Origin of the sequence: Sphingomonas sp. Leaf25, assembly GCF_001421635.1 — a bacterium.
Classification (GTDB): domain Bacteria; phylum Pseudomonadota; class Alphaproteobacteria; order Sphingomonadales; family Sphingomonadaceae; genus Sphingomonas.
Map to the genome: position 1 here is coordinate 131,703 of NZ_LMKU01000002.1, position 26,424 is coordinate 158,126.

At 69.4% G+C, this 26,424-nt stretch carries 19 protein-coding genes and 1 tRNA gene; 6 read left to right on the top strand and 14 right to left on the bottom strand.

Going from position 1 to position 26,424, the window contains the following annotated elements; all coding sequences use genetic code 11:
• Positions 1–2 precede the first annotated feature (2 nt).
• Positions 3–77, top strand: a tRNA-Val gene (locus ASE78_RS01240).
• Between the two features lie 113 nt (positions 78–190).
• A complete protein-coding gene (locus tag ASE78_RS01245; RefSeq protein WP_056492195.1) occupies positions 191–1,357 on the top strand; it encodes a nucleotide sugar dehydrogenase in 1,167 nt (388 codons plus the stop codon).
• Here the strand turns inward: ASE78_RS01245 and ASE78_RS01250 are convergent.
• The 12 genes from ASE78_RS01250 to ASE78_RS01300 all read right to left on the bottom strand — a co-directional run bounded on the left by ASE78_RS01250 (position 1,329) and on the right by ASE78_RS01300 (position 16,815).
• Positions 1,329–2,543: a glycosyltransferase gene (locus ASE78_RS01250; RefSeq protein ID WP_162236445.1), complete on the bottom strand. Its 1,215-nt coding sequence runs from the start codon at positions 2,541–2,543 to the stop codon at positions 1,329–1,331. The two genes, ASE78_RS01245 and ASE78_RS01250, sit on opposite strands and share 29 nt — an antisense overlap.
• A complete protein-coding gene (locus tag ASE78_RS18485) occupies positions 2,543–3,547 on the bottom strand; it encodes a glycosyltransferase family 2 protein (protein ID WP_156351235.1) in 1,005 nt (334 codons plus the stop codon). Before ASE78_RS18485 ends, ASE78_RS01250 begins: the two co-directional genes overlap by 1 nt.
• Positions 3,548–3,549: 2 nt before the next feature.
• Positions 3,550–4,755 carry a Coenzyme F420 hydrogenase/dehydrogenase, beta subunit C-terminal domain gene (locus tag ASE78_RS01255; protein WP_082466927.1) on the bottom strand — a complete coding sequence of 402 codons (1,206 nt, stop codon included), beginning with the start codon at positions 4,753–4,755 and terminating at the stop codon, positions 3,550–3,552.
• Positions 4,752–5,912 carry a polysaccharide pyruvyl transferase family protein gene (locus ASE78_RS01260; RefSeq protein WP_056492200.1) on the bottom strand — a complete coding sequence of 387 codons (1,161 nt, stop codon included), beginning with the start codon at positions 5,910–5,912 and terminating at the stop codon, positions 4,752–4,754. The genes ASE78_RS01255 and ASE78_RS01260 overlap by 4 nt, the downstream gene beginning before the upstream one ends.
• Positions 5,912–6,523: a CatB-related O-acetyltransferase gene (locus ASE78_RS19860; RefSeq protein WP_056492203.1), complete on the bottom strand. Its 612-nt coding sequence runs from the start codon at positions 6,521–6,523 to the stop codon at positions 5,912–5,914. The genes ASE78_RS01260 and ASE78_RS19860 overlap by 1 nt, the downstream gene beginning before the upstream one ends.
• Positions 6,520–7,827 (bottom strand): lipopolysaccharide biosynthesis protein, encoded by a 1,308-nt coding sequence (locus ASE78_RS01270; protein ID WP_162236446.1) that lies wholly within the window; start codon positions 7,825–7,827, stop codon positions 6,520–6,522. The genes ASE78_RS19860 and ASE78_RS01270 overlap by 4 nt, the downstream gene beginning before the upstream one ends.
• On the bottom strand, positions 7,814–9,112 hold the full coding sequence (locus ASE78_RS01275) for an O-antigen ligase family protein (RefSeq protein WP_056492209.1): 1,299 nt from the start codon (positions 9,110–9,112) through the stop codon (positions 7,814–7,816). The genes ASE78_RS01270 and ASE78_RS01275 overlap by 14 nt, the downstream gene beginning before the upstream one ends.
• 10 nt (positions 9,113–9,122) lie before the next feature.
• Positions 9,123–10,292, bottom strand: a complete 1,170-nt coding sequence (locus ASE78_RS01280; protein WP_056492212.1) for a glycosyltransferase family 4 protein — start codon at positions 10,290–10,292, stop codon at positions 9,123–9,125.
• A gap of 58 nt (positions 10,293–10,350) precedes the next feature.
• Positions 10,351–11,658 carry an SGNH/GDSL hydrolase family protein gene (locus tag ASE78_RS01285; protein ID WP_056492215.1) on the bottom strand — a complete coding sequence of 436 codons (1,308 nt, stop codon included), beginning with the start codon at positions 11,656–11,658 and terminating at the stop codon, positions 10,351–10,353.
• A complete protein-coding gene (locus ASE78_RS01290; protein ID WP_056492218.1) occupies positions 11,655–12,080 on the bottom strand; it encodes a hypothetical protein in 426 nt (141 codons plus the stop codon). Before ASE78_RS01290 ends, ASE78_RS01285 begins: the two co-directional genes overlap by 4 nt.
• 102 nt (positions 12,081–12,182) lie before the next feature.
• Positions 12,183–14,639 (bottom strand): PepSY domain-containing protein, encoded by a 2,457-nt coding sequence (locus ASE78_RS01295; RefSeq protein WP_056492221.1) that lies wholly within the window; start codon positions 14,637–14,639, stop codon positions 12,183–12,185.
• A 16-nt stretch (positions 14,640–14,655) separates the two neighbouring features.
• A complete protein-coding gene (locus ASE78_RS01300; protein ID WP_235514835.1) occupies positions 14,656–16,815 on the bottom strand; it encodes a TonB-dependent siderophore receptor in 2,160 nt (719 codons plus the stop codon).
• Between the two features lie 395 nt (positions 16,816–17,210).
• Here ASE78_RS01300 and ASE78_RS01305 point away from each other — a divergent pair, with 395 nt between their 5' ends.
• Complete coding sequence (locus ASE78_RS01305) at positions 17,211–21,710, top strand: beta strand repeat-containing protein (protein ID WP_082466932.1); 4,500 nt, start codon at positions 17,211–17,213, stop codon at positions 21,708–21,710.
• 55 nt (positions 21,711–21,765) lie between these two features.
• Complete coding sequence (locus ASE78_RS01310; protein ID WP_055756983.1) at positions 21,766–22,008, top strand: hypothetical protein; 243 nt, start codon at positions 21,766–21,768, stop codon at positions 22,006–22,008.
• A 133-nt stretch (positions 22,009–22,141) separates the two neighbouring features.
• On the opposite strand, the gene ASE78_RS01315 is transcribed toward ASE78_RS01310, so the two are convergent.
• Positions 22,142–22,387 carry a hypothetical protein gene (locus ASE78_RS01315; RefSeq protein ID WP_055756981.1) on the bottom strand — a complete coding sequence of 82 codons (246 nt, stop codon included), beginning with the start codon at positions 22,385–22,387 and terminating at the stop codon, positions 22,142–22,144.
• Between the two features lie 171 nt (positions 22,388–22,558).
• Positions 22,559–23,926: a M20/M25/M40 family metallo-hydrolase gene (locus ASE78_RS01320; protein ID WP_156351236.1), complete on the bottom strand. Its 1,368-nt coding sequence runs from the start codon at positions 23,924–23,926 to the stop codon at positions 22,559–22,561.
• Between the two features lie 178 nt (positions 23,927–24,104).
• Here ASE78_RS01320 and ettA point away from each other — a divergent pair, with 178 nt between their 5' ends.
• The gene (gene ettA / locus ASE78_RS01325) at positions 24,105–25,784 is read left to right on the top strand and encodes an energy-dependent translational throttle protein EttA (RefSeq protein ID WP_055756979.1); all 1,680 of its coding nucleotides are present in this window, start codon (positions 24,105–24,107) and stop codon (positions 25,782–25,784) included.
• Complete coding sequence (locus ASE78_RS01330; protein WP_056492227.1) at positions 25,784–26,170, top strand: hypothetical protein; 387 nt, start codon at positions 25,784–25,786, stop codon at positions 26,168–26,170. The genes ettA and ASE78_RS01330 overlap by 1 nt, the downstream gene beginning before the upstream one ends.
• Positions 26,171–26,424: the final 254 nt, after the last annotated feature.

Below are 26,424 nucleotides of genomic sequence, written 5' to 3' on the forward strand. Positions count from 1 at the left end.
CCGGGCGCGTAGCTCAGTGGTAGAGCACTGTGTTGACATCGCAGGGGTCGCAAGTTCAATCCTTGCCGCGCCCACCATTTCGAAGAGCCGTCGGTCCCACCGGACCGGCGGCTTTTTGCTGTTTGCAGCACGGCATCACAGACCCTAAGCGAACGCGGCCGGGTCAGCCGGCGACATACGGGACACGCGCATTAAGATCGTCGTTTTCGGGCTGGGCTATGTCGGCATGTCGAACGCGGTGCTGCTGGCACAGCACCACCATGTCGTCGCGGTCGACATCTCGGCCGAGCGGGTCGCGCTGGTCGAGGCGCGCCAGTCGCCGATCATCGACAAGGAACTGGACGAATTCCTGCGCGACCGTCCGCTCGACCTGACCGCGACGCTCGACGGACCGGCTGCGCTGGCCGGCGCGGACTATGTGATCGTCGCGACGCCGACCAATTATGACGAGCAGACCAACAAGTTCAACACGACCTCGGTCGAGGACGTCATCGCGCTGGCGAGCCGGACCGCTCCGCAAGCCACGATCGTCGTCAAGTCGACCGTGCCGGTCGGCTTCGTCGACGATGTGCGCGCGCGGCTGAACGCGCCGCAGGTGATCTTCAGCCCCGAATTCCTGCGCGAAGGCCGCGCGCTGCACGACAATCTCCACCCGTCGCGGATCATCGTCGGGGAACGCTCCGAACGCGCGAAGGTCTTCGCCGACCTGCTGGTCGAGGGGGCCGAAAAGACCGACATCCCGGTGCTGTTCACCGATTCGCGCGAGGCGGAGGCGATCAAGCTGTTCGCCAACACCTATCTCGCGATGCGGGTCGCCTTCTTCAACGAACTCGACAGCTATGCGATCGCCGGCGGGCTCGACACGCGGCAGATCATCGAGGGGGTCGGCCTCGATCCCCGGGTCGGCATGCACTACAACAACCCCAGCTTTGGCTATGGCGGCTATTGTCTGCCCAAGGACACCAAGCAGCTCCTCGCCAATTATTCCGAGGTGCCGCAGAATTTGATCCGCGCGATCGTCGACGCCAACCGCACGCGCAAGGATTTCCTCGCCGACCAGATCCTCGCCCGCAAGCCCGAGCGCGTCGGCATTTTCCGCCTGACGATGAAGGCGGGGTCGGACAATTTCCGCCAGTCGTCGATCCAGGGGATCATGAAGCGGATCAAGGCCAAGGGGATCGAGGTCGTCGTCTACGAACCGACGCTGGCCGACGACCAGTTCTTCGGATCGCGCGTCGTCCGCGATCTGGCGGGGTTCAAGGACGAGTGCGACGTCATCATCGCCAACCGCAACGATCCCGAGCTGGCCGATGTCGCCGCCAAGGTCTTTACCCGAGATGTGTTCGGCGCGGACTGAGCGCGGCCATCCCCTCGGCCAGTGCCCGCGCGATGACAGCGTGGCCGAAATGGGTTTCGATCAGCGCGCGGCGGTCGCGGGGGCGTTCTCCGCTGCGCGCCGCACGAATCGCGGCCACCAGCGCGGCGGCGAAGCCTGACGGGTCGTCGGCGAGGATCAGGTGATCGACGACGGCGGGCGGCAGGCCGCGCGCGCCCTTGGCGGTCGTGACGACCGGGCGGCCGCTCGCCAGCATGTCGATCGTCTTGATGTTGACGCCGCTGCCATGGTGGATCGGGTTCATCAACACATGCGCCCGCCCGACCAGCGGCGCGACCGCTGCCGGATCGGGCAGCGTTTCGATCCCCGCACCGCCCAGTTGGCCCAGCAGCGTGGACGGCGGCGAGCGGCCGGCGATCACCACCCGCACATCGGGCAGCGCGTCGCGGACGAGGGGGTGGACATGGCCCAGATACCACGCCAGCCCCGCCTGATTATTGGGGCTCGACAGGCTGCCGACGAAGAACAGGTCGATGCTACGCGGGGCGTCGGCACTATCGCTCATGATCGCCGGGTCGGGCTGCGGCGGCAGCCAGCGGTTGTGCGCGATGCCCCGGCCACGCCACCAGTCGCGGTCGTCGGCCGAAATCTCGAACACCTGCGCGGCATCGCGTTGCAGCGCGGTTTCGAACCGGCGCATCCCCAGCACATTGGCGGCGATGCGCCAGCGGGTCCGGCCGCGCGCCAGCCGCGCCTGTTCGGCAAGGTAGCGGTGCTCGATATTGTGTGAGCGATAGAGCAGCGGCACCCCCAATGCCCGTGCCAGCCAGCGGCCGAGCGCCCCGGCGTGGATGCCGTCGACCCAGACACAGTCGGGTGCCGCCACCCGCGCCCGCAACCGGTCCAGCAGCGCGTGGCGATCCCCTGCGGTCGGCCAGCGCCCGGCGACCTGCGAGGGGAAGCGGGCAAGGTTGGCGACCCGCCGCCAGCCCCGGTCGATCGGCAGCACCTCCAGCGAGGCGGTGAGCCGCGCCGCCGCCGCCACGTCCGCGTCGCGCAACACCGGATCGAGCCGGCCGCCGGTCCATGCGATGGCGTGGACCTCATGCCCCAAAGCATGGAGCGTCGCGAGCCGGCGCGAAATATCCGATCGCATGCCGTTGTTCGCGGGGAACGGAAATTCCTGCAACAGCGCGACGATCCGCATCAGCGCGGCACCCGCACCCGGCCGGTCAGCGCCCGCACGGCACCGATCGCCCGACCGGTCCGGCTGCGCAGCAGCGCGCGGCCGGCTTCGCTCAGGATACAGGCGGCGACCCATGGCAGCCGCCGGGCCGCGAACCGGCGGGCACAGGCGAGGCGGCTGCGATAGAGGAAGCCGGTCGACCGTGCGGACAGCCCCTGCGGCGTCGATCCGGCGGATGCGCCGATCTTGTGATACACGATGCTGTCGGCGGCGATGGCGACGCGGTAGCGCGGATGGCCGCGCAATGCCCAGTCGGCTTCTTCATAATAGAGGAAATAGCGCTCCTCCATCAGCCCGACATCGCGCAGGAAAGCGGCGGTGACGAGCATCGACGCGCCGATCGGGTAGCAGCGTTCGTGTGGCCGAACCGGATCGACCAGCATCGCCGCCGCCGGGTCCGATGCGGCGACACCGATGCCGAGATGTCGCCCCTTGAAGCTGCGCAGGTCGAGCGCGCCGGCATAGCCCTGTAGCCGGCCGGGGCGGTGATATTCGACCAGCACCGATCCGACGAGGCCGATCGCGGGATCGCTGTCGGCAAGACGGACCAGCGCGCCCAGCGCGTCTGCGGCCACGACGGTGTCGTTGTTGAGCAGCCACGCATGGGTGCAGCCGCGCGTCAGCGCCCAGCGCAGGCCGACATTGTTGCCGCCCGCGAAGCCGAGGTTGCCGCCGGTGCGGATCAGCAGCAGCTCGGCATCGCCGCCCTCGCCCCGTTCGGCGGCGGCCCGGTCGAGGATCGCCACCCCATGCGGGCGGCGCGCGGCGAGCGGAACCGGACTGTCGGGCACGTCGGGGGCGGGGGTTTCGCCGCGTGCCCATGCGGCGATGCGCTCGACCGATCCGTCGTGCGAGCCGTTGTCGCACACCAGAATGCGCGCGGGATGATCGAGCGCGAGGCAGGCGCGGATGCAGGCGATGCTGTCGCGCCAGCCGTTCCAGTTGACGAGGATGACCGGGACCATCGTCAGCCCGGCCGCCCGCGTCGCGCCCGGCGGAACGTGCCGACAAGGTTGCGCAGCAGCTCGACGGGCGACGTCGAGACCGTCAGCCGGAGCAGCGACAGGCGGGCAAAGCGCGGCCCCCGGCCCCGTGCCGCCCAGAGCGCCACGCTGCGCACCAGCGCATTGCGTTTGCGCGTCGCCTGATAGGGCTGCATTCGCGCGATCTCGCTCACATCGAGCGCTTCGGTCGCCACCGTGCCCGCGGCCACCGCCTGCGCCAGCAGCGCCACACCGGTGGCGGTGCGCGCGACGATCAGGCTGCGGCCGTCGCGTTCCGAAAAATCGGGATAGCCGGACTCGCCGACCCACGCATCGGCACAGGCGATGTCGGCGAACTCGCCGGTGCCGTCGGGGCAGATCTTGCAACGGAATTGGAGATGCCGGTTGAGGATGCGGCCCCAGCTTTCGGCATAGGTCATGCTCGCCTCGCTGCCGTCGCGGCGGCTGGCACGGGTGCGGCCGGGCCAGCCGTCACCGCGATACTGGAAGCGCGCCACCTCGTCCTCCGCGACGTCCAGCGCCGTAAGGACCGCCTGCGTACCGCGCCGGCTGGGCACGCCGGCGCAGAAAAAGGCGAGCATCACCGGGATCAGCCGGTCGATGCGCGGGTCGCGGGCGGCCATGCGGCGCAAGGTCGCGACGTCGCACGGCTTGCCGATGAACGCGAAGCGACGCCCGGCGGCCAGATGCCGTTCGAGATCGACGAGCGGTGCGGACGGGGCATAACGCGACCCTGCGGCGGCGAGGATCGCGTCGCGGTCGGCACGCGGTGCAGTGCGGTTGCCGATCGGATCGTCGGGGTCGGCGGCAGTGGCGAGGACGAAATCGACCGCGCCGCTTGCCACCAGATGGATTGCCAGTGCCGACAGCACCCCGCCCGACGATCCGCGAAAACGCACCTCGGGATCGGTCGCATGGCCGGTCGCCAGTTCGCGGATCGATCCCCACAGCGGATGATAGCGCGCGGGGTGCGGATCGTGCGACAACGCCCGTCCGGCACAAACCCGGTCGAGCGTGACACGCTGCGCCGATGTGAGCGGCACGACGGTCGGGCGGAGAAAGCCGGCGGGGTCGAACGCCATCGTCAGCCCCGGCGTATCGATCGCCGCGACGCAGCCGCCGCAACCGGTACACAGCCCGCTCCCGACGATCGCCTCGATGCCGCTCATGGCAACTCGCCAAGGATCGCCGCCAGCCGCGCCTCATAGGCATCGAGCCGCTCGGCGGCCAGCGCAAGGCCGGGCCGGATCGTGGCGGCCAGCGCGTCGCGCCCGGCAAAGCCGGCGAGGATCGTGGTAAAGGCGTGGTCGGTATCGGCCACGCGGCCGTCGACGAAATGCGGATAGCCGAGCGTGTCGAACAGACCGTTGAACTTGCGGCTATAGGCGATCGGCACCACCGGCACCCCGGCCGAAAACGCGCCGATGCAGGCGTGCATCCGGCCGCCGACCACGAAATCCAGCCCCGCCATCCACGACTTGGCGGCGCTGGCATCGGCGAAGCGCGGCGGCGCGACGATCGCCGGATAGCGTGCTTTCAGCGGCACGATGAGGCTGACATCATCGTCGTTGCCGGCGGGCGCGGCGACATGCGGGATCAGGTGAACGTCCACCCCCGCCGCCAGCCAATGCTCGATCAGCCGGTGGGTGAGCGCGGCATAGTCGAGCGTCAGCGCGAAATCATTGCCGCCGCGATAGCCGCCTCGATAGAGCAGACCCGAGACGTTCAGCCCGACGCGCGGCGCGCCATCGCTGCGGACGGGACGGGCGAAAGGCAGGCGGAAGGCGACGTCGATGAACGTGCCCGTCTCGCAAGCCAGACCACGACCGGCGAGATACCCGGCCGAGAGCGTATCGCGCGCATAGACCGCCCGCGCGCGGCGCATGATCGTATCGGCCAGCCGCCGCCGCCATGGCGAGGCGAAAGGGCCGATCGTCTGCGGGGCCAGTACCAGCGGCTTGCCCAGCGCCAGCGTGGCGAGCTTGGTCCCGGCGTGGAAGGCGAAGCGGCGGCCGCCGTACAGGTCGGTCCAGCTATCGCCCTCGCCGATGTCGACCACCAGATCGGCGTCGCGCAGTACGCTCAGGAACGGCGAACGCCCGGTCAGCGCCGCGCGCGGGCTGGGCATCGGCCCGATCGTCACGTCGTCGGGCAGGACCACACCGTCACCCGGCGCGGCGCAAAGCGTGGTGAAGCGGACCTCGCGCCCGATCCGCGCGGCGGCGGCGCGCAGGATGGCGATGTTCGATCGGGTCAGCGCATCGATGCCGAGGTTGCCATGGCCGATCGCATGCCATGGCAGCGCGATATGCAGCGGACGGGCCATCATACCCCTCCCGCAAAATAACGGGCGGGATCGAATGCAAGACCGGGCTGCTCGCGGACCAGCCGGCGCAGGTCGTCAGGCGTGCCCTCCCACCAGCGGGTCGCCTCGACCGCGGCGATGATCGCGGCGTCGAAGCGCATCCGCAGCAGCCGCGCCGGGTTGCCGGCGACGATGGCATAGGCCGGGACCGGGCGGGTGACGACCGCGCCGGCGCCGATCACCGCACCGCGCCCGACGCTGCCGACGCCGGGCAGCAGGATCGCGTCATGACCAATCCAGACATCGTCGCCGATGGTCAGGGTTGCGGGCGGAATGGCGCTGTCGTCGACGACGCCAAGCGCTTCGTTGTAGAAATAGGGGGTGAGGCCGAGAAAGCCGAGCCCATGGTTGCGCAGGAAAATTTGCGCGCCCGCCGCGACCGAGCAATAACGCCCGATGGTGACGCCCGGCGGCACCCGCGCGAGATCGAAACAGCCGTAGCTATAAAGGCCAACCGTCACGCCGCGTGCCGCGAACCGCCGCCGCAGCGCGCTGCCGGTCAGTTGCTCGGCCAGCGTCGGCTGGCCACGCCAGCGGCGGCGCAGATCGTCGATCCATCGTGCGATGCTCATCCCCCGATCCACGCCCCCCATGCCAGCCCCCCGGCGACGGGCGGCACCATCAGCAGCACCGCCGCCACGGCGCGATCCGCCCGGCCGCTCCGCCACAGGACCGCCCCCAGCCCAATGAACGTCCCGCCGCCGATCGCCGCCAGCGCCCATGCCGTTACGCCAAGTCCATGGGTCCGCACCAGCAGGATGATCGCGATCGTATATCCAAGCAGCGTCGCGATCTGGACGAGGATGCGCGGACCGATCCGGCCGAGTGCTGCAAGCTGGATACCGAAGCCCGCCGCCGCGAACCGCAGCATCGCATAGGCGGCGAACCCCGGCCACAGCGGCAGCAGCGGATCGAACGCCGCTCCATAGAGGTGGCGCGTGACGAACGGCCCGAGCAGCGCGAAGCCGATCCCGCCGATCAGCCCGAGGCCCGCGAACTCGGTAGTGACCCGGCGTGACTGGCGACGAAAGGCGTCGTCGTCGCCGCGCAGCGCGTTCGCCGAGAGCGCGGGCAGGTGGACGCTCGACAGCACGACCGCGAACGGCACGATCACCTGCACCAGCCGCCCGCCCGCCTGATAGATGCCAAGATCGTGCGCCGACAGCAGCAGCGCGAGCAGCAGTACGTCGACCTGCCCGGTCAGGACGGTCAGGATATTGTCGACGGCATAGGGCGCAGCCTGGCGCAGCGTGGCACGGATAGCGTGCTGGCCGGGGCGATGGTCACGGTGGAGCAGCGCGCGCAGCCGCAATCGGGTAGCGACCAGATACGCAAGGCGGGTCAGCGCGAAGGCAGCGGCAGTGGCGAGCGTGTCGTGCGTCACCATCGCGACCGTCGCGGTGATGGCGAGGATGCCGATGCTGGTGGTGACGACCAGCCCCGCTTCGGTGGCGAAGCGGCGGTGCGCCCGCGCGGCGACCAACGTCAGATCGGCGAAGGAATAGGCAAGCGTACCGATGAAGACGAGGAGATAGACGCCGGTATCTCCCGCCGGCACCGTCCACAACGTCAGCGCCGCGCCGGCGGGAAAGGCCAGCGCGACCAGTGCCGCCTTGGTCCTGAGCGCATCGCCGACGATCTCGCCCGACCGCGCCGGATCGGCCGCCGCCAGCCGCAATGCCGAGGTGGCGAGGCCATAGTCGGTCGCAAGCGCCACAAGCGTTGCATAGGCGGCGGCGGCGGCGAACCCGCCGAACCCGGCGGGGCCGAGCGCGCGGGCCAGCACCATGAAGGTCAGCAGGCCGACGCCCATCCGCGCCAGTGTGGCGGCGAGCATCAGCGCCCGGTCGCGCCGGTCCGGTTCAGCCTGGCGCATGTGGCGGCCGCCCGGCATGGGCGACGAACACCCCCGCCGCGAGATAGGTGAAGGTCAGCATGTCGTCGATCGCGACGATCGACAGGCCGGCGGCATTGCCGCAGACCAGCGCGGTCCAGAAGGCGAGGATGCTGCGCCGTCCGGGATCGCGCGCGCCGATCGCCAGTCGCGCGCCGGTAAGCACGATCGCCAGCGTCATCAGCGCATAGAGCGCGAGGCCGACCAGCCCATGGTCGACCGCCAGCACCAGATACTGGCTGTCGACCGTCAGCACGTCGTTGCGGCCGACGACACCGGCATGATATTTGGCCTGCCCCCCGCCATATCCGGCGAGCGCACGCTGGTCGAGCGCGGTGCGGGCACGCTGGAACTGAAGCGCGCGGACCTGCGTGCTGGCGACCTCGCGGCCGTCGGTTCCGGCGATCAGGTCCTGTGCGGCGTCCACCACGACCGGCAGCGCGATCAGCGCGCCGACGCCCGCCACGTTCAGCACCAGCAGCCGGGCCGGACGCCGCACGTCGAACTGGCGCAGCACGCCATAGACGATCAGCGCCACGCCGATCACGATCAGCGGCGAGCGCGATCCGCACAGGACCAGCGCCACCGCGATCGCCATCGCCAGCAGCGCACCGCCCAGCCGCCGCGCCATGCCACAGCTCAGCAGGTAATGCAGCGACAGCGGGGCGAGCACCGCCATCGCCTGGCCATAGACGATCGGATGGGCGAAGCTGGCCTTGATGCGGAACCCCGACGCGGCGTCGGACGAGGCGGAGGCGATCGCGCGAAGCTGGTTGGCGTCGCCCGCCGCGATGCGGTTTAGTCCAAGCGCGGCAAGCAACGGCTGGCCGCTGGCATATTCGATCAGACCGAAGCCGGTGGCGGCGATGCCGGCGATCAGCAGCACGGCGGGCAACCGCGCCATCGCCACCGGATCGGCGAGCAACACCATCCCGATCCACAGCCAGCCGGTGGTGAAGACGAGGTCCTGCATCGTCTCCATCAGCGATGCCGCCGGGGTGAGGCCGGTCAGGTCGGTCAGGATGCGCCATGCCGACCAGGCAACGATCGCGAGCAGCATCGGCAGGGTATGCGCCATACCGCGCGCGACGATGGCACGAGTCGCCCCCGAACCGAGCAGCGCGACGATGGCGCCGACCAGCATCGGCAGGGTGATCGCGGTATAGCCGCTCACACCCTTGCCCGCGACGTTCACGAAGAAATAGCGCGGCCACAGCAACGCGACCGTGGTCGCGAGCAGAAAGCCGTTCCTGCCGATGTCCCCCACGGCCGCGATCCTATGCCGGGTCGCGGCGCATGTCGCGGGCGCTTTGTGGCGGCAGCCATGATGCGATCGTCGTGCGCAGCGCGGTATCCATGATCGCGGTCGCGAAGTGGGTGCCGAACCGGTCGAGCGCTTCCGCACCGCGCCGGGCGATCTCGGCCGGATCGTCCTGCGCGGCGGCGATCGCCCGGGCCAGTGCCGCCGGATCGTTCGGGGCGACCAGCCAGCCCGAATCGCCATCGGTGACGATCTCGGTCAGGCCACCATGCGCGGCGGCGATGACCGGGCGGCCATGCGCCATCGCCTCGATCGCGACTCGGCCAAACGGTTCGGGCAGGCGCGAGGGCACGATGCACAGGTCGGCCCAGCCATAGACCCCGCCGGGATCGTCGCGGAACGGCTCCAGCGTGACGCTGTCCTCCAGCCCGTGCGCGGCGATGGCGGCGGTCAGCGCGGCGACGGGTTGGGGGGTGTCGCGGTAGCTGCCGCCGACAATACGTAGGCGGATCGCCGCCGTCCGCTTGGCGGGCAGACGGCCGAGCGCCTCGATCAACAGGTCCTGCCCCTTCCAGTCGCTGATCCGGCCGAGCATCGCGATGCGTAACGGACGCTCGACCGTGAAGCGGGGCGGCAGGTCTGGTGCCGTTGCGCCCTCCATCGGATCGACGCCGTTATGGATGACGGCGTGACGCTGGTCGGCAAGGGTCGCGAAGATGGCGCGGGTCGCCGCCGAATTGAAGATCAGCCCGGCGCGGCTCCAGCGCAGCAGGGCGCGGAGGATCGGCAGCGCGCGCGGCTTGGGAATTTCGCGGACATGGATCACGCTGCGCCCCGGCATCATTCGGGCGGCGGCGGTGAAATCGGCAATGACGATGGTATTGATATAGACCAGATCGGCGCGCGCCATGTCATAGGCGGCGGCGGCCAGATACCATGGCGCGGCGACCGTCGCCTTGCCCAGCGTGCGGACGGGCGTGGCGAGGCGCAGGACGCACAGGTCGCGCACGCGGACCCGGTCGGCGACATCGGCGAGCGCGGTGCCAAGCGGCCCGTCGACCGCAAGCAGCACGTCGATGCGCGCATCGGGCCAGCCGTCGCGCAGGCTCCGCACCGCCTGCAGGAAGCTCCGGTCCGATCCGTAGAGTTCGGCGCCCTGATGGACGCAGAGAAACCGCTTCGCCATCCATGCCCCCCAGCTTGCGATGCGATACCGTATCCTATCGCGCCGCAAGCCCCCGGGATCAAGCGGCGCGATAGCCGGGGCGGCAATCGGCCATGCGGTCGAGCGCGGCGCGCAGCAGGTTGGCGAGGATGGCGTTGCCCGCGTCGCCGGGGTGGATGCCATCGGGCATCAGATTTGCCGGCGGCACGCTCTGCCCCTGCGCATCGGGCGGGCCGGACAGCGCCTCGGCGAAGTCGCACACCATGCCGCCGCCACGCGCCATCGCCGCCGCATCGGCGCCATAGGCGCGGCGCAGCGCGTCGCTGGCGCCATAGGCGCGAATGCGCGGGTCGGTCGGCGCCCATGTGAATGGCAGGACGGGCACGCCGGCGCGTTCCAGCGCGGCGGTCGCCTCCGCCACCTGCAACCGCATCGCGCCGACCTGCGCCGGGGTGATCGCCCCGCCAGAGGCATTGTTCGGCGATCCGAGGGGCACGACCGCCAGCGACGGGCGCAGGCCGAAGGCGATCGCCGCCTGCACCTGCTCGGTGGTCTGCGCCATGGCATGCCCCGACCAGCCGAGGTTCGACCATTCGAACGCGATCCCGCCCGGATTGCGCGACGCGGCGACACAGGCGGGCAGGCCGAACCCCTCGTTCAGATAGGTGCCGCGCCCCTCGGCGATGCTGTCGCCGAAGCCCATCACGCTCACCACCTTGCCGCGCGCCAGATATTCGAGGCCGACGACCGGCGATCCGGTGGCAGCGATGCTGTTCGCATCGGTCATCCCCGCCCAGTTAGTCGCCGACACGCCGATCTTGGAGCGCATCCGGAACAGCCGGCCCGAGGGGTGCGCGTCCCAATTGTCGAACCGGTCGGTGCCGTTGCCGAGCAGCACGACGTTCCCGCCGCCATCGGCCAGCGACAGCGAGGTGCGCACCGCATAGAGCGCGCCGCCATGGCCGTCACCGCGCGGCACCGAGGGCAGCGACACCCACGCGCTGCGATAGAACACCCGCCGGCCCGCCGCCCCTGCGGGCGCGAACTGCGGGATGGTGCCGCCGGACGGCACGCAGTCGGGCACCGGCACCAGCACCGTCTCACCCGCCTGGATCTGCCCGATGGAGGCGACGCTGGCGGCGGTGACGGTGGCGCGCGGCGTCACCGCATCGCCCGCCACCGTCTGGCCGAACGCAAACAGCACGCGGATCGCCTCGGCCGGCGCGGCGAACGCGATCAGCGTTTCATAGGTGACGACGTCGGTCGTGACCGGCCGGACGTTGTAGATGCGGCCACCGAAGATGCGGGTGGCGACCCGCTGCGGCCGGACGAGGGCCGGCATGGCGGCCCGGACGGCGAGCGCGCGGGCAAGGCTGTCGATGCTCATTGGCGCACCTCATAGCCCAGCGTGCCGCCGGTCCGCTCGAAGCGCAGCCACCATCCCGCGCCCGCCACGCTTTCCTCGCCGACCGGTTCCTGCGCATTGGCGGTGAACAGGCCCCAGTCGCTGCCGCCGATCGTCAGTGGCAGCGGGGTAGCGGCGGCGTCGCTCGCCCGCAGTACGCGCACGGTGCCGCGCCAGTCACCGGTCAGCGCGATCCAGATCGTCCGGCCGGGCTCGGGCAGGAACGGGCCGATCAGCCCGGTATCGCTCGCTTGCCCGACCAGTGCGACGGTATCCGCCGGGGGCAGGGTCGCGCGCACCGGCAGCGGCGTCGCGCGCGTCACCGCCGCCGCCGCACCGCCGCGATTGCCGAAACTGAGCGCCAGTTGAGGGACGAACCCCCCGGGGGCTTCGATCGTCGTCATGCCTTCCTCCTCGATGTTCGCTGTATGTTCCAGCGAACGTCGCGTGTAGGAAAGTGGTTTTTAGGGAGCGGCATTTTCTTTCCGCTCCCACGATGAGTCCGATCAATACACGTCGCGGCGGTAGCGGCCTTCCTGCGCCATCGTCTCCAGCACCTCGTCGCCGAGGATCGCCCGCAGCGCGGCGTCGACCGCGCCGGCCATGCCGCTCAGGCTGCCGCAGACGTAGATCGCCGCCCCCCGCGCCGCCCAGTCGGCGATCCCGTCGGCCGCCTCGGCGACGAGATGCTGGACGTAGCGGCCGCACTCCGCATCGCGCGAGAAGGCGAGATCGAGGCGGGTAAGCGTGCCTTGCGCCTGCAACGAATCGAGTTCGGCGGCATAGGGCCGGTCGTGGGCGCGGGTCCGTTCGCCATAGAGCAGCCATGCCGGCGCACCCCCAATCCGCGCACGGGCACGCAGATGTGCCATCAGCCCGGCGATGCCGGTGCCGTTGCCGATCAGCACGATCGGCACATCGTCCGCCGCCGGCGCGAAGCCGGGGTTGTCACGGACGCGCAGCGCGATCGTCCCGCCGAGCGGGGCGACCCGCGTCAGCCAGCCCGATCCGAGGCCGAGGCCGCCGTCGGGGGCAGGGCAGGCGCGCACCAGCAGTTCGGCCGCGCCCGATTCGGCGATCGAGGCGACCGAATAGTCGCGGTGCGCCAGCGGGCGGAGCGGGGCGGCCGGATCGTCGGGCAGGACCTTGTCGACAAGCGATGCGCGCAACGTGGCATCGTCGTCCCGTCCGGCCGTGGCGAGCCAGCGGTCGACCCGTGCCGGATCGTGTCGCGGCATCACTTCGGCGATCGCGCCGGGTTGCCAGGCGACCGGCACCTCCGGGGTCAGGATGACGCGGAACACCGGCGCGCCGGGGCTGCCGGGATTGACCTGCTCGCGCGCGGTGAGCGTCCAGCGGCCATAATCGGCACGCTGCCAGTCGGGCTGGATCGCATGGCCGGCAATCGCGGCCAGTTGCTGCTGCCAATGGCGTTCGGCGTCATTGTCGGCGCCGTCCACCTCGACCCGGTCGAACAGGCGTCGCCCGCCACTTCGGTGCAGCCACGCATCAACCCGCTGACCGAACGCGCAAAACTCGGGATATTGCCGGTCGCCCAATGCCAGCACCGCATAGTCGAGCTGCGCGAGATCGGCGGGCGCTGCCATTACGCGCCCCTCGAAGCGGCGGGCGCGGTCGGGGGCGTGGCCCTCGCCATAGGTCGCGACGACGAACAGCGCGCGGCGCGCCTGTGCCAGCGTGGCGGGATCGAGATCGCCCAGCGCGGCGATTTGCGCGCCGGGAAAGGCGGCGGCGGACAGGCGGGCAAGCCGTTCGGCATTGCCGGTCTGCGAGGCGTGGACCACCAGCAGGTCGTGCCCGTCGCCCCCGGTCGCGGCGGGCAGGCTCGCCGCGACCGCTGCCAGCGCGCGCTTGCTCCGCCGCCGCGCCAGATACAGCAGCAGCCCGGTGATCGTGAACAGCGGCATCGTCAGGCTGGTCAGCAGCATCACGATCCGGCCGGGCAGGCCGAAGAACGATCCGGTGTGCAGCGCATAGAAGTTGGCGGCGATCGTCTCGCCTACCCCACGCGCCGCATAGCGTTCGGCCTTCACCAGCGCGCCGGTCGCCGCGTCGAAGCGCAGTTCGTCGGTCATCCGGTCGAAGCGCGCGCCGCGTGGCAGCATCCGCATCGTGACCGGCGCATCGCCGCTGGGCAAGGTAATGGTGACGCGGTCGTAGCGCGCGCCGTCGCTCCCGACGAACGTCGCCCATGCCGGGGCGAGCGCGGGGGCGGGGCCGTCCGCCTCCGCCCCGCGCCGGTCGCGCTCGTTGCCGGCCTTGCCGGTCAGGACATAGCGTGCACCCTGCTTGTACCAGTCGTAGGACCAGGTAAGGCCGGTCAGCGCGCTCAACAGGTAAAAGACCAGCACCCAGCCACCGACTACGGCATGCAGCGCGCGGTAGAGGTTGCGCCCGGTCTTGCGCAGGTCGAGCACCAGCCACGCCCGCCAATCGAGCGCGCGGCGCGGCCAGCGCAGATACAGGCCGGACAGCGCAAAGAAGATCAGCGCGATCGCCGAAAAGCCGGTGATCTGCCGCCCGATCCCGTTCGCCCCGCCGGGCAGCGCCAGCCAGCGGTGGAGGTCCTCGACGAAGCGGAAGAAGCCCTCGCCTGCGGGATGGGGCAGCAACGCGCCGCTGCGTGGATCGATATAGCGCGTCTCGCCGCGCCGCTGTCCCTTGGGCGGGGCGAAGGTGACTTTTGCCGCCAGCGTCGGATCGCGCTGGAGCGTCAAGCGCGTCACCTTCCCGCCATGCGCACGCAACGCTGCGGCGACCAGTGCGTCGGGCGCAAGCGGTGGGGCGGCGGCGGGCGCGAGGGTGACGATGCCGGGATTGAGCGCGGCGACGATCTCGTCCTCGAACGCGATCGTCGCGCCGGTGACACCCATCACCGCCAGCACGAAGCCGGCGGTGAGCCCAAGGAACCAGTGGATCTGGAACAGTACGCGGCGGGTCATCGGGTACGGTCTCCGGTCACAGGCGGAAGCGCAGCGTGCCGATCGCCCGGCGCGGGTCGCCGATCGCGACGCCATATTGGTTGATGGCGGAAGTGTAATAGGTCGTATCGAAGAGGTTGCGCAGGTTGAACTGGAGCGTTACCGCGCGTCCGCCGAGCCGCAGGTCGTAGCTGACGAACGCATCGGCGATCTGATAGGCCGGCAGGAAGAAGCTGTTGGCGCTGTCGCCCGCGCGCCGCCCGACATGGCGGCCACCGCCGCCGATGCGCAGGCCATCGCCGCCGGCAACCGGCCCGACGTCATAGACCAGCGACAGTGACGCGGTGTCGGGCGCGACATTGGCGAGCATATTGCCGGCGAACAACGGGTCCTCCGTCGTACGGGCGCGGGTATGGGCATAGCTGCCGATCAGGCTGAGCGCGTTCGTCACCTGTCCCGCGACATCCAGTTCCACCCCGCGCGACGCGGCGCGGCCGGCGGTGCGGAATTCGGTGAGTGCGGTCGCCGGGTTGAGCTGCGACACCAGCACGTTGCGCTTGTCGATGTCGTACAGCGCCAGCGTGGCGGTGATCCGGCCGGGCAGGTCGAGCTTCGCGCCCGCCTCCAGCGAACGGCCGCGTTCGGGGGCGAAGGCGGCGGTGATCGTCGTGCCCCCGGCCAGCGGCGCGATGGTCGAGGTCGGGCGGACCGAGCGGGTATAGCCGGCATAGAGCGAGAACACCGGCGTCGCGCGCCATACCAGCCCGGCCTGCGGCACCACGTCCCATCCCGACAGGTCGGTATTGGCGGTGAACGGCCGCCCGCGCCCGGCGCGCTGGTCATACCCCAGCAGCCGCCCGCCGGCGATGACGATCAGGTCGCCGATCGTCACCGAATCCTGCGCGAACAACGAATAATTGTAGAGCGTATCGGTCTGGTCGCTGTCGCTGGCCGACACGGTCGACGGAAACGGCTCGCGGCCATACACCGGGTTCAGATAGCTGAACGCGCCGCCGCGCACCGCCTGGCGGATCAGGTCGCGGCGATAATAGCGGCGATATTCGCCTTCCGCGCCGATCAGGATCTTGTGGTCGACGCCCAGCGCGGTGAAGCCGCCGTCGACATAGGCCTGCGCATAGGCGTCGGTGCTGACCGATCCGATCGTCGCGTCGTTGCTGCGCGTGAGCGCGCCGCGCGCGAGATTGACCCCGGTGACGCGCAACTGCCCCGCGTCATAACGCTCGCTGTTGAAACTGGTCGCGAGATGCGCGCTCCACCCGCCGCCCAGCCGGTGGTCGACCGCGAGCTGCACCAACTGGCTGTCGCCGGTCATCCGGTTGTTGGGTTCGTCCAGCCGTCGCCGCCGGGGCACCGCCAGCGGGGTCAGCGTCACCGGATTGAGCGAGGTGCCGCGATCGAACGGCGTGTCGAATGTCCGCAGCTCGACCCACAGGATCGCCTGCGTGGCCCCGCCATACCAGCCGAGCGACGGCGCGATCAGCGTGTCGCGCCGCTCGCCGAAATTGCGCCAGTAATCCTCTTCCTGATGATCGAGCACCAGCCGTCCGGCCAGATTGCCGGCGATCCGCCCGCTCACGTCGCCCATCGCCTCCAGCCCGACGCGCCCGGCGGCATAGGCCGATCCGGTCAGCGCGACGCTGCCCTGCGCGTCGAGCAGCGGCTTGCGGCTGACGAGGTTGATGACCCCGCCGGGGTCCATGATGCCATAGAGCAGCGAGGCGGGGCCTTTCAGCACCTCCACGCTTTGCGTCGCGGCGTTGAACGCGCGGCCCTGCACCACCGGCATGCCGTTGTGCATCACCGATCCGTCGCGATTCGCCCCGAACCCGCGCTTGAGCACGGTATCCTGCGTCGCCGCCAGCGTGTTGCCCTGGGTGATGCCGCTGACGTTGGCGAGCACGTCGTCGAGGAAGCGCGGGCGTTGGTCGACGATCACCTGCGCGGGAACGATATTGACCGCCTGCGGCACGGCGAGCGGCGAGGCGGCCGAGCGCAACGTCGAGGCATCGGGCACCGGCTGGTAGCGATCGTCCGCCGCCGCCGGGGCGGGGGAGGCACGGCCGGTGACGACGATGTCGCGCTGCGCATCGGGCAGGTCGACCGGTCCGGCATGACCGGACGTCGCCACCGCCGTCAGCGCCAGCGCGAGCAACTGCTGCAAAGGAATATCGTACACCAAGTTCAAATCCCCCGAGCGCTGCCGCCTAGCGGACATGCGAAAGCTTCGCAATAGCAGGATTGCCGTGCGCTCCGGATCGATACCGATCGATAACGATTGGTCCGTATCGGAAGGGAAGGGAAGCGATAGCGGCGATATTCGCCCAGCGATCAATGTCTTGCGCGAAACGGTTCCCGCTTTGTCCGTCACCGGACCGTCCTGCGCGATTTACCCCGAATTTTCGCAAAGCGGCTGAACGGCAGGCGATTAATCCGGTCTCCAAAGTTCCCGTACAGAGCACGCCCCTCGCGTAAATACCGGAATTGACGTATTTTTTCTGAAAAGCGAACGTTCGCCAACCGGGGAGCAGCATCCGTCCCACGAGATAGAAATCTCGGCACACAGGAGGATGTATGCACCCGGCCATTGCCCCAACCCGTCCCGCCGTTTCGCGCCTGTTCCTGCGCACGTTGATGGGAACCACGATGCTGATCGGCACCGGTATCGCCGGTCAGGCCGCCGCCCAGAACCGCGTCGTCAGCGCGTGCAGCGGCGTCCAGCTCCCGCGTTCGGTCGTCACCGATATTCTCTCGCCGGTCGTCACCGGCATCACCGGTCCGCTGGAAGGACGGGTTAACAGCATCCTCGGCATCCCGCTGCTCAGCGCCCTGCTGCCGCTGCCGCCGCTCAACACCAACGTTACCGGGCTGCTCAATCAGGCCGCGTCGGGCCAGCCGATCACGCTGCAGGTGCTCGATACCGGCGGCAACGTCGTCGGCCCGACCGACCAGTGCCAGCTCACGACCGATTCGATCAGCCTCGACACGCCGGCCGGCATCTCGATCGGCGGCAATCGCATCAGCGGGCTGGGCGCGGAGGGTGTCGCCTCGTTCGCCTCCGACATCAACGCCATCGCTTTCGGCAACAACGCCCGTGCCGAAGCCGGCGCGACTGGCAGCATCGCCTTTGGCACCAATGCGCAAGTGACCGCCGCCAACAGCGTGGCGCTGGGCGCCGGATCGCTCGCCACACGCGGTGCGCTCGGCGGCTATACCGCGGTCGGCCTCGCCGGCACGCAGACCTCGGCCGGCGAAGTCTCGGTCGGTGCCGCCGGTGGCCTGCGTCAGATCACCAACGTCGCCGCTGGATCGGCCGCGACCGATGCCGCGACGGTCGGACAGGTTGCGGGCGTCGCGGGGCAGGTCGACGCGCTCTCGGCGGTCGCGCTGCGCTACGACGACGCGACCCGCGCCCGCGCGACGCTGGCCGGGGCGGCGGGCACCGTGCTCGGCAATGTCGGCGCGGGTGCCGTGACCGCGACCTCGACCGAAGCGGTCAACGGATCGCAACTGTTCGCCACCAATACGCAGGTCGCCGCCAACACCGGCGCGATCACGACCGTGCAGGGCGATGTCACGGTGTTGCAGGGGCAGAGCGCCAATGCGGTCCGCTACGACACCGATGCCGCCGGGGTGCGGACCGGCGGCGTGACGCTCGCCGGGGTGACGCCGGGCGCCACCGTGACGCTCGGCAACGTCGCACCGGCCGCCCTGAGCGCGACCTCGACCGAGGCGGTCAACGGATCGCAGTTGTTCGCGACCAACACGCAGGTGGCGGGCCTCGACACCCGCGTCACCACCAATACCCAGAACATCGCGACCAACACGCAGAATATCACGACGCTGCAGGGGCAGACCGCCAATGCGGTCCGCTATGACACCGACGCGGCGGGTGCGCGGACCGGCGGCGTGACCTTCGTCGGAACGACGCCGGGCGCGGCGGTGACACTCGGCAATGTCGGCGCGGGCGCGCTGAGCACAACCTCGACCGAGGCGGTCAACGGGTCGCAACTGTTCGCGACCAACACGCAGGTCGCGACGAACACCGCCGGGATCGGCGCGCTTGATACGCGCGTCATGACCAACACCACCGCGATCGGCGGCCTCGACACCCGCGTGACCGACAACACGACCGCGATCGGCGGCCTCGATACCCGGACAACCGGCAACACGACCGCCATTGCCGGACTAGACACCCGCGTCACGACCAACACGCAGGATATTGTCACGCTTCAAGGCGGCGTTGCCAACTCCGTACGCTACGATACCGATGCGGCTGGTGCCCGGACCGGCGGGGTGACGCTGGTCGGCACCACCCCCGGCGCGACGGTGACGCTCGGCAACGTCGGTGCGGGTGCGCTGAGCGCAACCTCGACCGAGGCGGTCAACGGATCGCAACTGTTCGCGACCAACACGCAGGTCGCGACGAACACCGCCGGGATCGGAGCACTCGACACGCGGGTGACGACCAACACCACGGCGATCGGCGGCCTCGACACCCGCGTTACAACCAATACGCAGGACATTACCGCACTCCAGGGCGGTGTCGCCAATGCGGTGCGCTATGACACCGATGCGGCGGGCGTTCGCACCGGCGGCGTGACACTGGTCGGCACCACCCCCGTCGCGACGGTGACGCTCGGCAACGTCGGTGCGGGGGCGCTGAGCGCAACCTCGACCGAGGCGGTCAACGGATCGCAACTGTTCGCGACCAATACGCAGGTCGCGACGAACACCGCCGGGATCGGAGCACTTGATACGCGCGTCACGACCAACACCACCGCGATCGGCGGCCTCGACACCCGCGTGACCGACAACACCACCGCCATCGTCGGCAATACCACCGCCATCGCCGGCCTCGACACCCGCGTCACGACCAATACGCAGGACATTGCGGCGCTTCAGGGCGGGGCGGTCAATGCGGTGCGCTACGACACCGACGCCAGTGGTGCCCGGACCGGCGGCGTGACCTTCATCGGCACCACCCCCGGCGCGACCGTGACCCTGGCCAACGTCGGCGCCGGAGCGCTCACCGCCACCTCGACCGAGGCGGTCAATGGATCGCAGCTCTTCGCGACCAACACGCAGGTCGCCGGGCTCGACACCCGCGTGACGACCAACACCCAGCAGATCGCTTCGCTGCAAGGCGGGGTCGCCAACGCCGTGCGCTACGACGTCGATGCGGCGGGCAATCGCACCGGCAGGGTCACGCTGGTCGGCACGACGCCCGGTCAGGCGGTGACGATCGGCAATGTCGGCACGGGTGCGCTCAGCGCCACCTCGACCGAGGCGGTCAACGGGTCGCAACTCTATGCCACCAACCAGCGGCTCGATGGCGCGCTGACCTCGATCGGCGGGCTCGATACGCGCGTCCTCGCCAACACCGCCGGCCTCGCCGCGCTGTCCGCCAGCGCTGCGCAATATGACAACGTCGCGCGCGACCGGCTGACCTTCGGCGGTGCGAACGGCACGGTGCTCGGCAATGTTGCGGCGGGGGCGCTCTCCGCCACCTCGACCGAAGCGGTCAACGGCGCTCAGCTCTTCGCCACCAATACGCAGGTGGCGGCCAACACCGCGCTGATCGCGCAGATCGGCAGCGGATCGGCCGGCCCGGTGCGCTATTCGACCGCTGCCGCGCCGACGACGCCGAACGGCGGCACCGTGACCGACGAACTGACGCTGGTCGGCGCGAGCGGCGGCGCGGTGGCGCTCCACAACGTTCGCGGCGGCACGGTGGGCGCCGGGTCGACCGATGCGGTCAACGGCGATCAGCTCAACACCACCAACCAGGCGGTGGCCGCGCTCGACACCCGCTTAACCGGCACCGAAAGCCGGCTGACCACGGTAGAGGGCAATGTCGCCAACCTCGACACCCGCGTCACGAACAACACCACGCAGATCGCGAACAACACCACCGCGATCACCAACCTGACAACGCGGGTCGATGCGAACAGCACCGCGATCACCAACCTCCAGACGCAGGTCGGCAATTCCCCGATCAAATATGCCGATGCCGCCACGCCCACCACGCCCAACGGCGGCACCCCGACCGACGATACGACGCTGGTCGGCGCCAGCGGCGGTCCGGTGGGCCTGCGCAACGTGCGCGACGGCGCGCTGGTCGCCGGATCGACCGATGCGGTCAACGGCGGACAATTGGCGACGACCAATGCCCAGGTCGCGTCCAACACCTCGGCGATCACCACGATCCAGAACACGATCACCGGCAGCACCGTGGCGGCGATCCAGTACAGCAACCCCGGCAGCCCGACGACGCCCAACGGCGGCACGCGCACCAACGACGTGACATTGGTCGGCGCCAACACCGCCGCCCCGGTCGGGCTGCACAATGTCGCCAGCGGCACCGTCGCCGCCGGATCGACCGACGCGGTCAACGGCGGGCAGTTGTTCGCCGTCGCCCAGCAATCGTCGAACAGCCTGCAATATGATCGCAACGCCGCCGGGCAACGCACCAATCAGGTGACGCTCGCAGGGGGCAATGCGGCCGCGCCGGTCACGCTCGCCAATGTCGCGGCCGGCACGGTGTCGGCCACCTCGACTCAGGCGGTCAACGGGTCGCAGCTTTATGCCACCAACCAGACGGCACAGGCGGCGCTCGCGCTCGGCAGCAACTCGGTGCAATATGATCCGAGCGGCAACGTCAGCCTCGGTAACGGCAACACGCCCGTCGCTCTGCGCAACGTCGCGGCGGGCACGGCGGCGACCGACGCGGTCAATCTCGGGCAGCTCCAGTCGGGGATGCGCGACACGCTGTCGCAGGCGACCAGCTACATCGACGCCCGGCTGACCGACGTCGGCTTCGACCTCGGCACGATCCGCCGCGACATGAGCGCGGGATCGTCGGCGGCGATGGCGGTGGCGGCGCTGCCGCAGGCGATGGAGCCGGGCGCAACGATGGTCGCGGTCGGCGGCGGCACCTATCGCGGACAGTCGGCGATCGCCTTCGGAGCGTCGCGTGTCTTCAACGACGGGCGGGCGGTCGTGAAGGTCGGCGGCACCTATGACAGCCGGGGCTATGCCGGGGCGAATGCCGGTGTCGGCTTCCAGTTCTGAAACCTCGTGGCCGGGGTGCAACGACGCCCCGGCCATTCGCACGGGAGAAGATGCGATGTGGGGGTTGCGCAACTGGTGGCGGCCGACCGACCGGCCGACGGAGGACGACGAGGCCCGCGCCTATCACACCCGCCGGTTCGTGCAGGAACAGGCACTGGCCCGCGAAGCGCAATCGGGTGCTGCCCGCGATGCCCATCGCCGGCTGGCGGCGGCACACCGGGTGGCGATGGAACAAGGCGACGATGCGTTCGATCATGGCAGCGGCACGACGCAGGTCGACGCCCCAATCGTGCCATGATCGCGCCATCCGGTCATGGCTGACTTCGCACCTGCGAAGCCATCGGCCAGCCAAAAAAAAGGGGCATCCCGTCGCCGGGGTGCCCCTTTCTCGCATCCGGTTTCCGGCCGGGCGAACCCGGCCGGAAAGGGGATTACATGCCGTTCAGCTCGGCGGTGTTCTCGATCGCGTCCGAAGCGTCTTCGGCGTTCTCCGAAGCGTTCATCAGGTCGGCTGCAACGGCCTCGTTCGAGGTGTTCTCAGCCTGTGCTTCGAGGTTGTCGGCCATCATTTCCAGGTTGTCCGAAGCGGCATCCGCGGCGTTGTCGGCCGGGGTGTTCTTGCAAGCGGCGACCGAGAGGAGGCCGGCAGCAGCGGCGACGAGCAGGATCTTCTTCATGTGGGTGGCTCCCGAAAATTGACTTCGCGTTGGTCCGGCGAAACCGCCGCCGCGACACCAGCCGCAATAACGTATGCTGCGCCGCCGTCAATCTCCAATTGTGGCAGCAATGCGGCTTTGCGACCAATGGAGGACCGGTTCGGCAACAGTTCGGACACAAGTCGCCGTGTTTCAGCGTGGCCGGACGACCCGCCCGATCGGTTCGGGTGCATGGGCAACGACCGCCAGCATCGCGGTCCATGCCGCTACGTTCTGCTGGAGTTGCGCGGGGTCGATCTTGTCGAGCGTGTCATCGGCGGTGTGGTGCAGATCGAAATAGCGCAGGCCCGATTGGGACAGATCGACCCCCGCGACGCCCAATGCCAGCGTTGGACCAATATCGGTGCCGTCGCCCGCGAACTTGTTGCCGCGCGTGATGCCCAGCGGGGCGAGCGCGGTGGCGAGTCGGTCGCCTACCGCCGCCGCTTCCGCCGGCAGGCCGACGTCGAACTGCCACACCCGGTCGGCCCCGAAGTCGCTTTCCGACGCGGTGGCATGGATGTCGCCCTTGTGTGCCTCGGCATAGGCACGGCCGCCGACGCCGCCGACCTCTTCCGCGCCGAACCAGACCAGCCGGATCGTGCGGCGCGGCTGGCCCGCCGCCATGATCCGCCTGGCCGCCGCCGTGGTGATGCCAAGCCCCGCCGCATCGTCGATCGCGCCGGTGCCCAGATCCCAGCTATCGAGATGCCCGCCGATCAGCACGATGCCGGCGGAGGGATCGCTGCCCGGCACCTCGGCGATGACGTTGCCCGATTCGCGCGTGCCGGTCTGGCGCGGGGTCAGCAGCAGCTTCAGCCGCACCGGCTGGCCGCGCTTCAGGACCCGTTCGAGCTGTTCGGCATCGGGCACCGACAGCGCGCCCGCCGGAATCGCCGTCGTTCCTGCCGGAAAGACGGTGCTGCCGGTATGCGGCACCCGGTGCCGGTCGGTCCCGATCGAGCGGATGACGATCGCCGCCGCGCCCTTCTGCGCTGCGATCGCCGGGCCCGCGCGGCGCACCTGTCCGGCGGGGCCGTACGCCGATCCGTCCTGCGTCGCCGCCATCGCATGGCTGACGAACGCGATCCTGCCTTTCAGGCTCCCGTCGGGCGCGGCCTTCAGATCGTCGAGCGTCGGGAAGAACGCGACCTCGCCGATCAGCCCGTCGTTACCGGTCGATCCCGAATTGCCGAGCGCGGTGATCGCCAGCGGCTGCGGGAAGGGGGCGAGGATCGCCGCCTTCTCCTCGCCGCGCACCCACACCGCCATCGGGAACGGTTCGATCCGCACATTGCTGAACCCCAGCGCCTTCAACCGCGCCACCGCCCAGATGCGGGCGCGTGCCTCGTCGGGGGTGCCGGCAAGGCGGGGGCCGATCTCGGTCGTCAGCCCTTCGGTAATGTCCCACGCCAGCGTATCGCCAAGCGCCGCATCGCGCAGGGCGGCGACTTGCGCGGTGGTCGGCTGGGCCAGTGCCGGCAAGGGCAGGAACAGGGCGGCAAGAAGCAGACGGCGCATGGAAATCCCCCGTGGAACTCGGTTCGCCTGCGTTCCATACGTTCGACAGCGATGCAAGGCGCGTGTGCGCGGGCACGCAAGCGTGCCGTCGCCCGCGTTGCCAACCCATCGCCCCGACGCTACATCGCGGAACAACACGTCTGACCATCCCCGACAATATGAAACGGAGCCTTCGGCAATGGCCGTGCAGTACAGCTATGTGATGAAGGGCCTGACCAAGACCTTCCCCGGCGCCAACAAGCCGGTGCTCAACAACATCCACCTGCAATTCCTGCCCGACGCGAAGATCGCGATCATCGGGCCGAACGGCGCTGGCAAGTCCACGCTGATGAAGATCATGGCGGGGATGGACACCGAATTCACCGGCGAGGCATGGGCCGCCGAGGGGATCAAGGTCGGCTATCTGGCGCAGGAGCCCAAGCTCGACAACACCAAGACGGTGATCGAAAACGTCAAGGACGGCGTGCGTCCGGTCGCTGATCTGGTCGATCGCTTCAACGCCATCTCGGCCGAAATGGGCGATCCGCAGGACGACACCGATTTCGACAAGCTGCTCGAGGAAATGGGCGATCTCCAGGCCAAGATCGACGCGGTCGACGGCTGGAGCCTCGACAACCAGCTCGAGATCGCCATGGAGGCGCTGCGCTGCCCGCCGGGCGACGCCTCGGTCGAAAACCTGTCGGGCGGTGAAAAGCGCCGCGTCGCGCTGTGCAAGCTGCTGCTCGAAAAGCCGCAGATCCTGCTGCTCGACGAACCGACCAATCACCTCGACGCCGAAAGCGTCGGCTGGCTGGAGAATTATCTCAAGGAATATACCGGCAACGTCATCCTGGTGACGCACGACCGCTACTTCCTCGACAATGTCGTCAACTGGGTGCTCGAGCTCGATCGCGGGCGCTACTACACCTATGAATCGAACTATTCGGGCTATCTGGAAAAGAAGGCCAAGCGGCTCGAACAGGAAGAGCGTGACGAGGCCGGCAAGGCCAAGGCGATCCAGGACGAGCTGGCATGGATGCGCCAGACCCCCAAGGCGCGCCAGACCAAGTCGAAGGCCCGCATCCGCGCGTTCGACGAACTGGTCAAGAATCAGGAGAACCGCGTCGTCGGCAAGGCGCAGATCCTGATCCAGATCCCCGACCGTCTCGGCGGCAAGGTGATCGAGGCCGAGGGGCTGACCAAGGCCTACGGCGACAAGCTGCTGTTCGAGAATCTCGATTTCAGCCTGCCGCCGGGCGGCATCGTCGGCGTGATCGGCCCGAACGGGGCGGGCAAGTCGACGCTGTTCAAGCTCATCACCGGTCAGGAACAGCCCGACGGCGGCACCATCGATGTCGGGCAGACGGTGAAGCTCGGCTATGTCGACCAGTCGCGCGACGACCTCGATCCCAACAAGAACGTGTGGGAGGAAGTGTCGGACGGGCTCGACGTGTTCCGCTTCGGCAAGCAGGAACTGGGCACGCGCGCCTATGTCGGCGCGTTCAACTTCAAGGGGCAGGACCAGCAGAAGAAGGTCGGCCAATTGTCGGGCGGTGAGCGCAACCGCGTCCACATCGCCAAGATGCTCAAGGAGGGCGGCAACGTCCTGCTGCTCGACGAACCGACCAACGATCTCGACGTCGAGACGCTGCGCGCCTTGGAAGAGGCGCTCGAATCTTTCGCCGGTTGCGCCGTGGTCATCAGCCACGACCGCTTCTTCCTCGATCGTCTCTGCACCCACATCCTCGCGTTCGAGGGCGACAGCCACGTCGAATGGTTCGAGGGCAATTTCGAGGCATATGAAGCCGACAAGCGCCGCCGCATGGGCGACGCCGCCGACCGGCCGACGCGTCTCGCCTACAAGAAGCTGACCCGCTGATGTCGACGCCCCCGGACCATGGCGGTCTGGGGGCGATCGCCGACGTCGCGCGGGTCCGCGCGCTGTTGATCGACGCCGCGCGCGAGGGGCAGGCGCTGACCTATTCCGGGCTGCTGCTGGCGCTCGGCCATGGCTTTACCCGGCCGAAGATGCGCGCGCTGTGCCGCACGCTCGACGTGATCGATGCGGCGGGCGCCGGGATGGGGGAACCGGGCCTCGCCGTCCTTGTCGTGCGCCAGTCGGATGGGCTGCCGGGGCAGGGCTGGTGGATCGATACCGCCACCCCGGCGGGCTATGCCGACGCATGGACCGGCCCGAACGCCGCCGCCCACGTCCGCAGGCACCAGCAGGCGGCCTTCAGCTACTGGCAGGGGCCGGGTGTTTGATTCGGTCCAGTCCGGGGCGGTTCGACATCCAGGAAAATGCCTTTCCAACCTGTTCCCCTCCCTGGAAGGGAGGGGTTGGGGGTGGGTTGGCCGATTGTGGAGCGCGTCCGTTCCCTCTCGGGCCGAGCCACCCCCGGCCCCTCCCTTGTCAGGGAGGGGAGGTGTCCACGAACCGCCGCCTTATGACCGCCGATCGATCCTGTCGGCAGGGTATGGCCGGTGCCGCCCAACCGCCCCAGCCTTCGCTGGGGCGA